Here is a 14,066-nt window from a genome sequence, read left to right as displayed (position 1 = left end):
CCCCTCGGCATCCCTGCCTCAGCCGGACTCAGCCGGACGGACCCATGGTGACAAATACATCATTACATCGCTACTTACAGCGACTCGTGGGGCGGGTTGCCGCGTTCCGGGGTCCCACGGCACCATGGACGGGCATCATGGACCTGCGGTAGGGCCATGGCGGCCCCTCCAGCGCCCGGTTCGGAGCTTCAACGTCGCGGCTTCGTGTCGAAGCTCGAGCGACACAGTCCGCTGGCCACCAACGTCCGGCGCCGGCCACAGACCCGTCGTCCTTGCGGCTATGACCCGTCGTCCTTGGACGAGACCGATGGTTCTCTCGAACCTGGACATAACGTAACCTCGCGGGCCTGGATGCGCACACGAAAAACACGGGGACACGAAAAATACGGGAACACGGCCTTCGGCGCGCCCGGAGGCATCCAGATCAGTGAAGGAGACGCCCGTGGGTCGTCCATATCATGTCTACGACTACGACGGGGAGCATCTGGGATCGTTCGCGACCTGGGACGCCGCGCACGACTGGGCCCACCTGCAGGCGGCGCTGGGCGGGGTGCTCGGGCCGCTGGAGGTCGAGGACCGCCGCAACCGGGTCGGCCGGCGGCTGTGGGCGGAACGCTGCGAGTTCACCCATTGGCAACAGATCGGGCAGGACTATGACATTGACGACATCGGTAGCATTCACGGATGTACCATGAGAAGTCCTGCCATGCTCACACTTGCCCCGCCTCAGCAACGACGACCTGTCTGACTCCGTTCATCCGTACCCGGACATCACCGCGGTGACACCCGGTCATCCGGATGGGCGGCCCCGTGACGTCATCCACCAACCATCCATCTGACCGGCGAAAGGCCCCACGCCCGGGTGCGGATGCCCGCACGAGGGCCCGCACAAGGCGGCCACGCATCACGAGCCACACGAACCACACGCACCACGAACCAGCAGCCAGCCATCGCAGGCACCCTCGGCACAGTCGACGCAGCAGGCATTCATGCTGGGCACTAAGCTGACCTACGCTGATCGGGGCAGGTCGCCCGCGCCGGAACCGACATCTGTCGGGCGGTCGCCACAGCCGACACCTGTCGGGCAGTCGCCGCAGCTGACGTCTGTCGGGCAGTCGCCACAGCCGCAGCGCCTTTGGGGGAGAGACACAGGGTGGACACACAGCCTGCGGGTGGTCAGCACCCCCGGCCGACACCTCGAGTAGTCGTCGGCATACTACGTGCTGTACGCGGCTGGCTCATAGCGGTCACCGGCGGTGTTCTGCTGTTCGGCTGTTATCTCGGTGTGTCCGCGGAGACCGACCCCGGCCGTCAGCTCCCCTACTTCGTCTCCGGTGGGCTCGGCGGACTCGCGCTCGTCTTCCTCGGCAGCGCGCTGCTGGTAGCCGACCAGATCGACGCCGCCGCCAAGGGACGGGGACGGCTCGACCGCCAGGTCGAGGAGCTGCACACGCTGATCGTCGCCGCGGCCTCAGTGCCGGCGCCCGCCGTCACGACGGTGGCGGATCAGGCGGCCGGCGGCCAGAACGACGGCGGCCTGTTCGCCGTGCCCGCCGGCCGGACCTACCACCGCCGCAGCTGCGAAATGATCGCCAGCAAGCCGGCGCAGCCGGTGGACTCCGCCCAGATCGCCGCCCGCGGCCTGACACCCTGCACGATCTGCGAACCAAAGATCGCCGCGTGAGACGAGCCTGCCGCGTCGGGCGCGGACCTGCTGTGCTCCCCGGGCCGGCGGCGGGCCGGAAACAGCATGACCGTGCCGCTGCCGCGCCCTGGGGGTGGGCCGGATGAGAAGCATCGATCTGGCATTCGCCGGGGTCTCCATCGGAGCGATCGCCGCGCTCTCCGGTATCGGCCTGCTGGTGACCTACCGGACCAACGGTGTCCTCAACATCGCCCAGGGTGGCATCGCTGCCCTGGTGGCCTACGTCTTCCGCGCGATGGTCGTCGACTGGCAGCTGCCGGTCCCGGTCGCGGCGCTGCTCTCCCTCGCGGTCGTCTCACCGCTGATCGGCATCGTGCTCGAACGGTTCGTCTTCCGCCCGCTGGCCCGCCGGCGCGCGTCCGCGGCCGAGTCGCTGGTGGCGAGCCTTGGCGTGCTCGTGCTCACCGTCGGGATGACAGCCGGGATCTGGGGTCTGGGGTCCCGTAACGACGCGCCGAGCCTGTTCCCGGAGCAGACGGTCGGGCTGCCCGGGGGCAGCCGCATCGGTGTCGACGCGCTCGCCGAGCTGGCTCTGGTCGTCGCCGTGTGCGTGACCCTCGGCCTGATCACGACCCGTACCCGTTTCGGCCGGCAGGTCCGGGCCGTCGTCGACGACCGCCGGCTCGCCGAGCTGTCCGCCATCCCGGCCGACAGGGTGGCCGCGGCCGGCTGGGCCGTCGGCACCACCCTCGCAGGCTTCACCGGCATCCTGCTCGCGCCCCGCCTGCAGCTCACCCCGTACGGGCTCACCCTGCTGGTACTGGAGACGTTCGCGGTGGTCGTGGCCGCCCGGCTGGCCAGCCTGCCGGGCGCGGTGCTCACCGCCCTGGCCATCGGCATCCTGCAGAGCGAGCTGAGCCAGTTCCAGGTGACGGGCGAGTTCAGCGCCCTGTATCTGGCCGTGCAGTCCAACCTGTTCGTGGCCGCGCTGCTGGTGCTGCTGCTGGTCCTCCCCCGGCTGCGCGAGCTCGGTGGGGACGCGGGCTCCACCGGCCGGTTCTCCAGCCGCGGCGCGCCGCAGACGTACCGGGCGAGCCTCACCGAGCAGCGCCGGGACGTCCTCGGCAAACTCGCCGGCGCCGTGCTGCTGGCGGCCCCGCTCACCTTCGCGCCCATCAACCTGCGCGACGCGTTCATCGTGCCGGCGCTCGCCCTGATCTTCCTGTCCCTGGTGATCGTCACCGGTTACAGCGGGCAGATCTCCCTTGGCGTCGCCGGCTACGCCGGACTCGGCGCGCTGCTGTCCGCCAAGCTCGCCGACGGCGACCTGTTCGGGCTGCCCGCGCTGCCGGCCCTTGCCGCCCCGCTGGTCGGCGCGCTGCTGGTCGCCCCGGTGGGCCTGCTCACCGGGTACCCCGCCATCCGGCGGCGCGGGCTGGCGCTCGCCCTCACCACGTTCGCGGTCGGGGCGGTGATGTCCCGCTTCGTCTTCCAGCAGCAGACGTTCGTCTCGGGACTGCACGTCGCGCCGCTGTCCGTCGCCGGGCACACGCTGTCCGACCGCTGGTTCTACGTGGTGGAGCTGCTCTGTCTGGGGCTCGGCCTGCTCGTCGTGCGCAACCTGCACGAAGGACGTCTCGGCCGGGCGCTGCTGGCCGTGCGTGACCACCCGGAGGGCGCGGCTGCGGTGGGCGTGGACGTGCGCAACCTCAAGCTGCTGTCCTTCACCGTCTCCGCCGCCGTGGCCGGGCTGGGCGGCGCCCTGCTGATGCTCAGCTACGCCTCGTTCGACGCGGACGCCTTCTCCCCGCTGAACAGCCTGCTCTGGTTCACCGCGGTCGTCGTGTTCGGCGCCGACAGCGCCGCGGGCGCGGTGGTCGCGGCCGGCTTCATCGTCACCATCGACACCCTCGCGCCGGCCGGCTCGGCCACCCTGGCCGTGGGCATCCTGGCGCTGAGCCTGGGCTGGCTGCCCGGCGGTCTCGCCTCCGCCGTCCGCCATCTGGTGACACGCCTCGGTCACCGGATCGTCGAGGACCTTACCGAACCGGGCCGGGCCGGGCTCGCGGGGACGGGCGCGGGCGCCGCACGGGCGGCTGCCGCGACGTCCGCCTCGGCAGCCGCCGCCGCCAGCATCGCCGCGTCCGGCAGGCTCGTCCTCCCCGCCTCGGCAGCGTCCGTCTCGCCCGCGGCATACCGGCAGCCGGCCGGTGACGGCGGATCCCCCGTCCTGACGCCCTTCGGGGAGGCGCTGCTCGTCCGGGTACGGCAGGTCGTACACACCTCCGGGAGGGACACCGTGAGCGGGGGGACGCAGTGAGCGGGGGGACGCAGTGAGCCGCGCGGAGCTCACCGGCCGCGGACTGGTGCGCCGCTATGGGGGGCTCACTGCGGTCGACAACGTCGACATCACCGTCGCGCCCGGCAAGGTCACCGGGCTGATCGGGCCGAACGGGGCCGGCAAGTCGACGCTGTTCAGCCTGCTCACCGGGGTGGAAAAGCCCGACAGCGGCAAGGTCTTCCTCGGCGGCCGCAACATCACCCGGATGCACCCGGACGTCCGCGCCCGCCACGGGCTCGTCCAGACCTTCCAGGTGCCGTCGCTGTTCACCAGCATGACGGTCATGGACAACCTGCTGGTGGGCGCCGAGAACAGGCATCGCGACTACATCGGCGGGCTGCTGGGGCACACGCCACACGGCAGTAGCCGCACCCGGCGGGTGATGACCCGCACCCTGGAGTCCCTCAACCTCACCGGCATCGCCGACACGACCACGGGAACGCTGCCGACCGGGGCGCTGCGCCTGGTCGAGCTCGCGCGTGCCCTGTGCACCCGGCCCGACGTCCTGCTGCTCGACGAGCCGGCCAGCGGGCTGGACGGGCAGGAGACCGAACGGCTCTCCGGGCTGCTGCGGCGGGTCGCCGGTGAGGGGGTCGGCATCCTGCTGGTGGATCACGACGTCGAACTGGTCTTCTCCGTCACCGACCAGGTGTACGCGATGGTGGGCGGGCGTATCGTCGCCGAGGGGACACCGGCTGCCGTCCGCGAGGATCCGACCGTACGGGCTGTCTATCTCGCGCAGGGGCCGCTGGCATGAGCGTTGAACTGGCACTGACCGGCGCACGCGCCGGTTACGGGACCATCGAGGTCCTGCACGGGCTCGACCTGGCGGTCCCCGCGGGGAAGGTCACCGCGCTGCTCGGGGTCAACGGCGCGGGCAAGAGCACCACGTTGCGGGTACTCGCCGGCGTGTTACCGCTGCGGTCGGGCTCCCTGACCTGGCAGGGCAGGACGATCACCAGAATGTCGGCCCTGGAGCGGGCCCGCTCGGGCCTGATGTTCGTCCCGGACGAACGCGCGGTGTTCGCCACCCTCACCGTGCGGGAGAACCTGCAGGTGGTGGTGGAGGCGATCGGGCAACGGGACATCTCCCCGGCGCTGGAGGCCTTCCCCCGGCTGCGCGAGCGGCTCGGCCAACGGGCCGGGACGCTCTCCGGCGGCGAACGGCGCATGCTCGCCCTGGCCCGTGCTCTGCTGGCCCGGCCCAGGGTGCTGCTGGTCGACGAGCTCTCCCTCGGCCTGTCACCCAAGGTCGCCGGTGAGCTGTTCACCTGGCTGGCGACGGTCGCGCTCGGCGGGACGACGGTGGTTCTCGCCGACCAGTACACCAACGACGCCCTCGGCCTCGCCGACATCGTCTACGTCCTGCACCGGGGCGAGTGCTCGTTCGTCGGGGATCCCGCGGAGCTGCACCCGGCCGTCTCCGCCGAGCCGGTCTGAGCCCCTCTCCCGGCCCCGGCGGTCACGCTCACCAGGGCCGGGCACAGGGCTCACACAGGTCTTTCCCGGGTTCTCACTCGGCCGGGTAGGGCAGGTTCGGGACGGTGAAGCAGTTGGTGTTCATGTCCCTGACCTGGGTCACCCAACCCCCCTTGCCGCCGTTCGCCGAGATCTCCCAGCGGGCGACGTTGATGCAGTTCCGGTCGGTCTCCGGGGGGGTCGCGAGCTTGGTGAAATTGCGTGGAGTGAGAAGACCATCACCGTCGTAATCCTGCGGGCGGTTCAGGAACTGTTCGACGCACACCCGGGTGACGTTCGCGCCGCACGACCTGATCGCGTCGGTGAGCCACTGGGCGGACGCGTAGCCCTCGAGGGTCCAGATACTCAGTTTGCCCTCGCGCGCGGGCTGGTATTTCGCCATGTCCGCCCGGAACCTGGCCACCGCCGGGTAGTTCGTGTCGTTGTAGTTGCGGGTCGAACTGGTCGCGTAGGTGGCGTCACGGCAGTTGGGGGTGTCCGCGAAGGCCTGGCCGAAGGTGTCGGTCCACCCCTGCGACGTGGTCATCTTCGCCTTGACCGTCAGCCCCTGGGCCTGCATCGACTTGCACAGGGCCAGGTTGCCGTTGTCCTCCATCGCATCGAAGATCACATCGACCCCGCGGGCCTTCAGGTCCAGCACGGCCGCGTCGAAGTTCGGGGCAAAGTAATTGATCTCTTTTTCGACGACCGTGTAGCCCTCCCTGCGCAGGCCGTCGGCAACCGACTGCGCGTAACGCTGGGACGGCGCGACGTTGTAATAGACCACGCCCGCGACCCTGGTGCTCAGGTTCTCCTTGAGCCACCGGTAGTTCTCGGTGCCGGCGTAGAGGTTCCCGTCGTAGCCGGGCTGCCTGCCGTCACGCGGATAGTAACTACCGTAGATCGAATACAGGTGCGGGTACTGGTCGTAGGCGCTGCTGGTCGGCTGGCCACCGACATCCGGCACACCCTTGGAGTTCAGGTACTGTGCCCCGGCGTAGTCGAACGCTGACACCCCGGCCAGCGCGAAGACCTTCTCGTCGTCGACGAGCTTGCGCGCACAGGCTGTGTTGTCGGGCCCGCTGCCGTGGTCATCACACTGAACGAGCGTGACCTTGCGGCCGTTCACACCGCCGGCGGCGTTGAGCGCGTCGAAGTAGGCCTTCGCGCCGTACAGGGAGGTGGAGAAGGTCTCCGACCCCAGCGGGCTGGTCAGACCGACGATCACACCAACTTTGACGTCGTTCGTGGTCACCCCGGTATCCGACGCCGTGTTGGCCCCGGTGTTGGCCTGAGTGGGACCGCTCGGCGGTGCGCTCGACTCGTCCACCCTGCTTCCGCAGGCCGAAAGCACGAGCGCGGACAGCGCGGCAATGATGACGAGCAACCTCGCTCGCATAGGCATGCTCTCCCCGGGATCGTTGGTTACCCAAGACGCTATTGCGCCAACTGGGCCCCCGCGCGTCGTACTGCCGACAGGAGGTCACAGCGTTTCCCGGCCGTCGACGCAACGTTGGGAAACGTCCATCCGGGCGGCGTGCCCGGACAGCGGATCCGCGCCGTCACCATCGGGGCCGTCCACCCGGCCGGCTCCCCGGATCAACGGCCCCTGGCGTGTCACAGAAACCGGCGCCACCATCGCCGGCGCGAGGCCGAAGGGACCGGCTGCGGCACCTGGGTGTCCCGCTCTCCCACGGTCTCGTCCGGGCCACCCTCGGCAGGCTCCGGGGCGTCCCTGGCGGCCGCGGCAGCTGGCACCGCGTCGCCCGGGGTCGTGTCGCCCGGGGCTTCGCCGCCGGATGCCGCGCTGCCAGGGGCCGCGCTGCCAGGGGCCGCGGCGGCAGGGGCCGCGGCGGCAGGCGCCCGGCTCCCGGATGCGTCGGCGTCGGCGTCGGCGTCTTTCCCACCGGTTGTCTCCGGAACGGACGCCGGCACGGCCTCGGATGGCTCCTGGTCGTCGGCGGCCACGGGCGGGGTGGCCGCGACGGGTTCGGGAGCCTCGGCGGACGCGCCGGCATCCGCCACGATCTGGTCCGCCTCCACGACCTCAGCCACCTGCGCGACCGGAGTGACCGTGGCCGTCCCGTCCGCCGTGGCCTCCTCGACGGCGGGCCGCGTGTCGGCGGACGCGGGTTCCTCGGCAACCGGTGCCGTGACCGCCGTGGCTGGCTCGGCCGCCTCGACCGGGCTGGCTTCCTCGGCAGGCGCGGCTCCGTCGCTGACGGAGATCGGCGTCCGGACGGCTTCCCCTTCCTCGTCCTCCGGTTCCGCGTCCTCCGGTTCCTCGTCCCGCGGCGGTGCCGGTTCCGTGAGCGCGACCGGACCGGCATCCGGACGCTCGTCGGGCCCGGAGCCGGACGCGGCCGGTTCACTCTCCTGGGAGCCCGACCGGGCCTGGTCGTCCGGCTGTGCCGGGGCGGATGCGTCGTCCGGCTGCGCCGGGACAGATTTGGGGTAGGCGTCGTGCTGCGGCAGCAGGCGGTTGACGATGCGGCCGTTCGGGCCCGGTGCACGGTGCAGACGGCCCTTGTCCGACAGACGCCGACAGACCTGGTTCACGGTCTGGCGGCGCGCCTGGAGCGCTTCCGCCAACTGCCCATCATCCAGGCCGGCCGGAGCCTTTGCCAGCCGCTCAAGAATGCGGTCCGCAACAGTAGACACGAACATGAACACTATACGCCATCGACGGTGGGGTTGCAAACAGGGTGGCTCCGCCTCACCGTCCGTCGTCCGACCGTAGTGTGTCCGGCGCTTCCCGCAGGCGACCGACGCGAAACCGGCGACGACGCGGCCGACCGGGGCTCCGCCGGCCAGCGGTGGGCGCTGGCCGCGGGACGGCAGTGGATATCAGCCGCGAAACGGCAGTGGATGCTGGCGCGGGGCGGCGGTGGACATTGGCCGCGGGGCGGCCGGTGGACATGGCCGCGGGCGGCTGGCGTACATGGGCCGCGGGGCGGCTGGCGGACGTTAGCCCCAGGCCGTCAGGGGAATGGCCTTGACCGACAAGACCGGCCGCCATGGCCCGTCCTTTGCGATCGGGGATCGGCCGGCGAGACCCCGAGAGCTCTGATCCGGTCAGGAGGATGCAGCGATGACGCAGCCGATCCCGGAGGGTGACAACAGCGCCGACAACGGCTATCTGGACAGCGGCTATCCCGACAAAGACTATCCCGACAGCGGCTACGTCCACACGCACGGAAGCCCGCTTGAACAGTCCGAAAGCCTCGACAGCGACGGCTTGGGCTCGACCGACCGCGGTTTCGACCCGCTTGATGACGGCTGGGATCCGCCGGACCGCTTCGGCCCGGGTGAACGCTTCGGCACGACCGCCCAGGAACAACGTGCCGGCGAGTCGCTGGACTCGCTGCTCGCCCAGGAACAGCCCGAGCCGGATCCGTACGACGAGGCGGCCCGGCTGGAGTCCGGTGAGGTCCTGGAGTTCGACGTGTACTCCTCGGCCGACGTGTACTCCTCGGCCGATGACGCCGTCGAGCGGCCGGCCGCCCTTGACGGCGACGGAGAGCCGGACGACGCGCCGACCCTGCTCACCGACGACGAGGGCGTACGGACGGTGACAACGGCCGAACTTGTCGTACACGGGCCTGTCGGGGGCCACGCCCGCGGCCGCGACGGGGCCAGGCCGGCAGGCGCGCCGGAGGAGGATGCCGTCCACATCCGTACCACGGAGTGACCCCAAAGGTGACCTCAAAGGTGGCTCCAAAGCAACTTCGGAGTGATGCCGGAGTACTCCCGGAACGGTCCGCGACGCGCGACGACCGCGGCAGCCCGGAGCCCCACCCTGGCACGACACGCCGAACCGGAGAGATCGACATAGGCTTTTGCCCCGACTAGGTCCTTTGGCACTCATTGGGGGAGAATGTCCGAAAACATCGTCGCGACAGAACAGGCGTACAATTAGTAAGACTATAAATACCTTGAGTCACATCACTGACAGAAACCCCCTGGGCGAGGAGGAGCGATGACAGGTCCGATCGACCCGCTCGCCCGGCACGGCGCAGGCACCGGCGGCGCCCGGGTACGGGAACAGGACGACCACCCCCACACCGGGCCGATTCCCCCGATGTCGGCGTCCCAGGCGCCGGTTCCCGCGGACGACACGCCCGGATACGAGGGCCTGGCGACGTTCTGCCACCGCCCGTGGATGCCGACGCTCGACGATCTCGCGGCCCACCGCCCGGACGTCGCGGTGATCGGCGCGCCGTTCGACATCGGGACCACGCACCGGCCGGGTGCCCGCTTCGGCCCGCGGGCCCTGCGCGCGCTCGCCTACGAGCCCGGCACCTACCATCTCGACCTCGGCGTCGAGATCTTCGACTGGCTGGACGTGGTGGACGCCGGGGACGCCCGTTGCCCGATCGGGCAGACCGAGGCGTCGCACCGCAACATCCGCGCGAAGGTCGGCGGCGTGGCCGGCCTCGGGATCATCCCTGTGATCATCGGCGGTGACCACTCCATCACCTGGCCGGCGGCGTCCGGAGTCGCCGAAGCGGTCGGCTGGGGGGAGCTCGGCCTGCTGCACTTCGACGCGCACGCCGACACCGCCGATATCGTCGACGGCAACCTCGCCTCGCACGGGACGCCGATGCGCCGGCTGATCGAGTCCGGGGCGGTACGCGGGCGCAACTTCGTCCAGGTGGGGCTACGCGGCTACTGGCCCCCACCAGACGTGTTCGACTGGATGCGCAAGCAGGACATGCGCTGGCACCTGATGGACGAGGTCTGGGAACGCGGCTCACCCGCGGTCGTCACCGACGCGATCGCCCGGGCCGTGGACGGCTGCCGGGCGCTGTACCTGTCCGTGGACATCGACGTGCTCGACCCCGGCTTCGCGCCCGGCACCGGCACGCCGGAACCCGGCGGGATGACCCCCGCGGACCTGCTGCGCGCCGTCCGGCGGATCGCCCTGGACACCCCGCTGGTCGCCGCGGACATCGTGGAGGTCGCACCCCCCTACGACCATGCCGACAGCACCGTCAACAACGCCCACCGGATCGCCCTCGAGGTGTTCGCCGCCCTCGCCCACCGCCGGCGCGCCGCCGCCGGCGAAACCCCCGGCCTGCCCGGCCACGACCCACACGCGCAGCGTCCGTGACCACGGGGCTGGCTGCGGGGCACCCCGTGCCCGCGCCTCTCGCACATCCCGCGCCCGCGCCTCTCGCACATCCCGCGCCCGCGCGTTCCGTTCCCGCGCCACCTGACAACCGCGAGGCTCCCGAGGAGCGCGCGGCCGGCCGCCAGGGACGCGGTCCGGTCACGCGGTTACCGCGCTGCCCGCGCGCCCGGTGACCGCGCGGCCCAGCACGTAGCAGGCGATCGCCGCGGTGGCGGCGACGTTGAGGGAGTCCACGCCGTGCGCCATCGGGATCCGCACCCGGACGGTGGCCACGCCCAGGGCGTCCCGGGTCAGCCCCGGGCCCTCCGAGCCGAGCAGCAGGGCCAGCCGGTCGTACGAGCTCACCGCGAGCTCGTCCAGCGGCACGGCGGTGGCCGACGGCGTGAGCGCGACCAGCATGAAACCGTGCTTCACCAGCAGGGACAACGCCGCCGGCCACGGGTCGAGACGGGCATACGGGACGGCGAACACCTCCCCCATCGACACCCGCACCGACCGCCGGTACAGCGGGTCGGCGCACGACGGGCTGAGCAGGACCGCGTCCATCCCGAGCCCGGCCGCCGAGCGGAAGATCGCGCCCAGGTTGGTGTGGCTGACGATGTCCTCGCAGACCAGTACCCGCCGCGCCGTGGCCAGCACGTCCGCCGCCGGGGCCGGCGGGCGGCGGCACATCGACGCGAGCGCCCCGCGGTGCACCTGGAACCCGGTGATCGTGGCGAGCACGTCCGGGCCTGCGAGGTAGACCGGGACGCCCGGCTCCAGATCGGCCGGGACGGTCGCGACCTTCGCCGGCCCCACCAGCAACGATCGCGGACGGTAACCAGCCCGCCGGGCCCGTTCGATGACCATCTCGCCCTCGGCGATGAACAGGCCCTCGGCCGGCTCCCGCCGCCGCCGCAGAGCCACGTCGGTCAACCCCACATAGTCACGGACCCGCTCATCCGCCGGATCGTCGATCTCTATAACGTCCAACCCGCTCCCATCTCCCGACTTCAGCTCCCCACCGGCCCGCGCGTCCGACCGATCCGCGCGTTCCGCGAGGCGCACAGGCCCATCCCACTCCCGGAGCATCCATGACACCCGGGACGACGCACACGGCGGCCATACCCGACATGACAGTCACATCCGCCACCGCGAACGGCCCGCATCCGTCATGGCGGGTTGCCATGGCGGGTTGCCATGGCGGGCTGCCCGCGTCCGTCGCGGCGGTGCCACGGCGGACGACACCGTGCCGACGCCGCGGTGAAACCGTCGGGCGGCGTCGGCGCGGCAGAATCGGCCCATGACCGCGCCTGTCCCGGCCTCCGTCCCGCAGCCGGTCGACCTGCTCGTCCGCGGTGCCGAACTGGTGGCGACCATGGACGACCGCCGCCGGGAGCTGCCCGGCGGCTGGGTGGCGGTGACCGACGGCCTGGTCAGCGCGGTCGGGGCGGCCGGTGACCCGCCCCCGCCGGCCCGGCGCACGCTGGCTGCGACCGGTTGCCTGGTCACCCCGGGCCTGGTGAACACCCACCATCACATCTTCCAGAACCTCACCCGGTCGTATGCGCCGTCGGTGTCCGGTTCGCTGTTCGCCTGGCTGCGCACGCTCTACCCGCTGTGGGCGCGCCTGGACGAGGAGGCGGTGTACGTCTCCGCCCACGTCGGCCTGACCGAGCTCGCGCTGGGCGGCTGCACGACCACCACCGACCACCTGTACGTCCACCCGCGCGGCGGCGGGGACCTGATCGCGGCCGAGATCGCCGCCGCCCGCGAACTCGGGATGCGCTTCCACCCGACCCGCGGATCGATGTCACTGTCGGTGAAGGATGGCGGGCTGCCGCCGGACTCCGTCGTGCAGGATCCCGACGACATCCTCGCGGACTCGGCGGCCCTCGTCGCCGCCCACCACGACCCCGCCCACGGCGCGATGGTGCGGATCGCGTTGGCACCCTGCTCACCGTTCTCCGTCAGCCCCGAGCTGATGTGGGCCACCGCAGAGCTCGCCGAGAAGCTGGACGTGCGGCTGCACACCCATCTCGCCGAGGACCCGCAGGAGGACGACTACTGCCTGGCGGCCTACGGCCGGCGCCCGGTCGAGCACTTCCAGGACCTGGGCTGGGGTGGCGACCGCGCCTGGGTCGCCCACTGCATCCACCCGAACGCCGCCGAGGTGGCCCGGCTCGGGGCCTGGGGCACCGGGGTCGCCCACTGCCCGAGCAGCAACATGATCCTCGGCGGCGGGCTGGCGCCGGTCGCGCAACTGCGGGCCGCCGGCGTGCCGGTCGGGCTCGGCTGCGACGGCTCGTCGTCCGCGGACGCCGCCTCGCTGTGGCTGGAGGCGCGCACGGCGATGCTGCTCGGACGGCTGCGCGGCGGGGCGTCCGCGATGTCCGCCCGGGACGCGTTGGAGATCGCCACCCGCGGTGGCGCGGCCTGCCTCGGCCGGGCCGGCGAGCTCGGTGAGCTGTCCGTCGGCGCGGTCGGTGACCTGGTCGTCTGGCCGCTGGACGGGATCGCCTTCGCCGGCGCCCTGTCCGACCCGGTGGAGGCGTGGCTGCGCTGCGGCCCGGTAGCCGCCCGGCACACCGTCGTCGCCGGCGCAACCGTGGTGGAGGATGCCGCCCCCGTCCACCACGGCCTCGACGACATGCTCCGCCGCCACCGCACGATCGCCACCGCCATCCAGCAAAACCCCTGACCGGCGTCCCGCTCTGGCCCCACAATCCCAGTATCCGGCGCCGGCACCGCGCCGGATACGCCGGCGACCGCTGAACCGGCACGTTCCGTTCACGATGTTCACGGCGGCGCTCAGGGGCCGGCCTCGGAGGCCGGACGGCTTTATCGGAAATCGGACCATCTGGTATAAAAAGAGCAAAATGACCTTGGTTACAGCAGTGCGCCCAGGCCGTGACCGGTTCGCCCGGTCGACATCCGCGCTCGCGGGGCAGAATCTCATCCGGGAGGTGGACAGTGCATCCGGTCATCGAGACGAAGCGTTCGGAGATCGAAACCCTGTGTCAGCGACTCGAGGTTCGACGTCTCGACGTGTTCGGGTCCGCCGTCGGGGACTCGTTCGACGTGGGCTCCAGCGACGTCAACGTACTGGTCGAGTTCGATGACGCACAGGCGGGGTTCGACTATTTCGGCAGCTGTTTCGACCTGAAGGAAGGCCTGGAACGGCTACTGGGACGCGCGGTCGACGTCGTCAGCGTCACGAACATCCGCAACCCCTACTTCCGCGACCAGGTTATGCGTACCAGGCAGTCCCTGTATGCGGCCTGACCCCCGAAAATACCTGTGGGACGCGGTGCACGCGGCCGGTCTTGCCCGCGGTTTCGCGCAGGGACAGTCGTTGGCGGACTATTTGTCGAACGCAATGCTCCGCGCGGCCGTCGAGCGCCAGTTCGAGATCATCGAAGAGGCGCTGAACCAACTGTCCAAGGCCGCCCCCATACCCGAGCTACCTCGTATCGTCGCCTTTCGGAACATCCTCATCCACGGTTACG

General features: G+C 71.1%; 13 protein-coding genes. 10 read left to right on the top strand and 3 right to left on the bottom strand.

Annotated features, from left to right (window positions below):
- Positions 1–442: 442 nt before the first annotated feature.
- The 5 genes from CM1CMNOD_RS22830 to CM1CMNOD_RS05600 all read left to right on the top strand — a co-directional run bounded on the left by CM1CMNOD_RS22830 (position 443) and on the right by CM1CMNOD_RS05600 (position 5,426).
- A complete protein-coding gene (locus CM1CMNOD_RS22830; protein ID WP_013872697.1) occupies positions 443–748 on the top strand; it encodes a hypothetical protein in 306 nt (101 codons plus the stop codon).
- Between the two features lie 405 nt (positions 749–1,153).
- A complete protein-coding gene (locus CM1CMNOD_RS05615) occupies positions 1,154–1,684 on the top strand; it encodes a hypothetical protein (RefSeq protein WP_013872696.1) in 531 nt (176 codons plus the stop codon).
- A gap of 103 nt (positions 1,685–1,787) precedes the next feature.
- Positions 1,788–3,965, top strand: coding sequence for an ABC transporter permease (locus CM1CMNOD_RS05610; RefSeq protein ID WP_013872695.1), 2,178 nt, complete (start codon positions 1,788–1,790; stop codon positions 3,963–3,965).
- Between the two features lie 13 nt (positions 3,966–3,978).
- Positions 3,979–4,743 (top strand): ABC transporter ATP-binding protein, encoded by a 765-nt coding sequence (locus tag CM1CMNOD_RS05605; RefSeq protein WP_013872694.1) that lies wholly within the window; start codon positions 3,979–3,981, stop codon positions 4,741–4,743.
- Complete coding sequence (locus CM1CMNOD_RS05600) at positions 4,740–5,426, top strand: ABC transporter ATP-binding protein (protein WP_013872693.1); 687 nt, start codon at positions 4,740–4,742, stop codon at positions 5,424–5,426. The genes CM1CMNOD_RS05605 and CM1CMNOD_RS05600 overlap by 4 nt, the downstream gene beginning before the upstream one ends.
- Before the next feature lie 73 nt (positions 5,427–5,499).
- Here the strand turns inward: CM1CMNOD_RS05600 and CM1CMNOD_RS05595 are convergent, their stop codons facing one another.
- Both CM1CMNOD_RS05595 and CM1CMNOD_RS05590 read right to left on the bottom strand, forming a co-directional pair.
- Positions 5,500–6,843: an ABC transporter substrate-binding protein gene (locus tag CM1CMNOD_RS05595; RefSeq protein ID WP_013872692.1), complete on the bottom strand. Its 1,344-nt coding sequence runs from the start codon at positions 6,841–6,843 to the stop codon at positions 5,500–5,502.
- A gap of 218 nt (positions 6,844–7,061) precedes the next feature.
- Complete coding sequence (locus CM1CMNOD_RS05590; RefSeq protein ID WP_131773872.1) at positions 7,062–8,105, bottom strand: hypothetical protein; 1,044 nt, start codon at positions 8,103–8,105, stop codon at positions 7,062–7,064.
- 430 nt (positions 8,106–8,535) lie between these two features.
- Between CM1CMNOD_RS05590 and CM1CMNOD_RS05585 the strand changes: the two genes are divergently transcribed.
- On the top strand, positions 8,536–9,135 hold the full coding sequence (locus CM1CMNOD_RS05585; RefSeq protein ID WP_013872690.1) for a hypothetical protein: 600 nt from the start codon (positions 8,536–8,538) through the stop codon (positions 9,133–9,135).
- Between the two features lie 288 nt (positions 9,136–9,423).
- Positions 9,424–10,557 carry an agmatinase gene (speB, locus tag CM1CMNOD_RS05580; protein WP_013872689.1) on the top strand — a complete coding sequence of 378 codons (1,134 nt, stop codon included), beginning with the start codon at positions 9,424–9,426 and terminating at the stop codon, positions 10,555–10,557.
- Positions 10,558–10,716: 159 nt separating this feature from the next.
- Here the strand turns inward: speB and CM1CMNOD_RS05575 are convergent, their stop codons facing one another.
- On the bottom strand, positions 10,717–11,550 hold the full coding sequence (locus tag CM1CMNOD_RS05575) for a TrmH family RNA methyltransferase (RefSeq protein ID WP_043605088.1): 834 nt from the start codon (positions 11,548–11,550) through the stop codon (positions 10,717–10,719).
- A 310-nt stretch (positions 11,551–11,860) separates the two neighbouring features.
- Here CM1CMNOD_RS05575 and CM1CMNOD_RS05570 point away from each other — a divergent pair, with 310 nt between their 5' ends.
- From CM1CMNOD_RS05570 to CM1CMNOD_RS05560, 3 genes are all read left to right on the top strand, one after another.
- Positions 11,861–13,258 (top strand): 8-oxoguanine deaminase, encoded by a 1,398-nt coding sequence (locus CM1CMNOD_RS05570; protein WP_013872687.1) that lies wholly within the window; start codon positions 11,861–11,863, stop codon positions 13,256–13,258.
- 272 nt (positions 13,259–13,530) lie between these two features.
- Positions 13,531–13,842: a nucleotidyltransferase family protein gene (locus tag CM1CMNOD_RS05565; protein WP_013872686.1), complete on the top strand. Its 312-nt coding sequence runs from the start codon at positions 13,531–13,533 to the stop codon at positions 13,840–13,842.
- On the top strand, positions 13,832–14,066 hold a 235-nt coding region (locus CM1CMNOD_RS05560), incomplete at its 3' end, for a HepT-like ribonuclease domain-containing protein (RefSeq protein WP_131773871.1). The genes CM1CMNOD_RS05565 and CM1CMNOD_RS05560, both read left to right, overlap by 11 nt.

The organism is Protofrankia symbiont of Coriaria myrtifolia (assembly GCF_900634755.1).
Taxonomy (GTDB): Bacteria; Actinomycetota; Actinomycetes; order Frankiales; family Frankiaceae; genus Protofrankia; species Protofrankia coriariae.
The sequence above is the reverse complement of the archived record's forward strand: the minus strand, read 5'-3'. Positions and strand labels throughout refer to the sequence as shown.

What these genes read in the sequence shown, in the direction of transcription:
- CM1CMNOD_RS05610 (WP_013872695.1), top strand. Translation starts at nt 1,788, where the DNA reads ATGAGAAGCATCGATCTGGCATTCGCCGGGGTCTCCATCGGAGCGATC.
- CM1CMNOD_RS05595 (WP_013872692.1), bottom strand. Translation starts at nt 6,843, where the DNA reads ATGCGAGCGAGGTTGCTCGTCATCATTGCCGCGCTGTCCGCGCTCGTG.
- CM1CMNOD_RS05600 (WP_013872693.1), top strand. Translation starts at nt 4,740, where the DNA reads ATGAGCGTTGAACTGGCACTGACCGGCGCACGCGCCGGTTACGGGACC.
- speB (WP_013872689.1), top strand. Translation starts at nt 9,424, where the DNA reads ATGACAGGTCCGATCGACCCGCTCGCCCGGCACGGCGCAGGCACCGGC.
- CM1CMNOD_RS05585 (WP_013872690.1), top strand. Translation starts at nt 8,536, where the DNA reads ATGACGCAGCCGATCCCGGAGGGTGACAACAGCGCCGACAACGGCTAT.
- CM1CMNOD_RS05570 (WP_013872687.1), top strand. Translation starts at nt 11,861, where the DNA reads ATGACCGCGCCTGTCCCGGCCTCCGTCCCGCAGCCGGTCGACCTGCTC.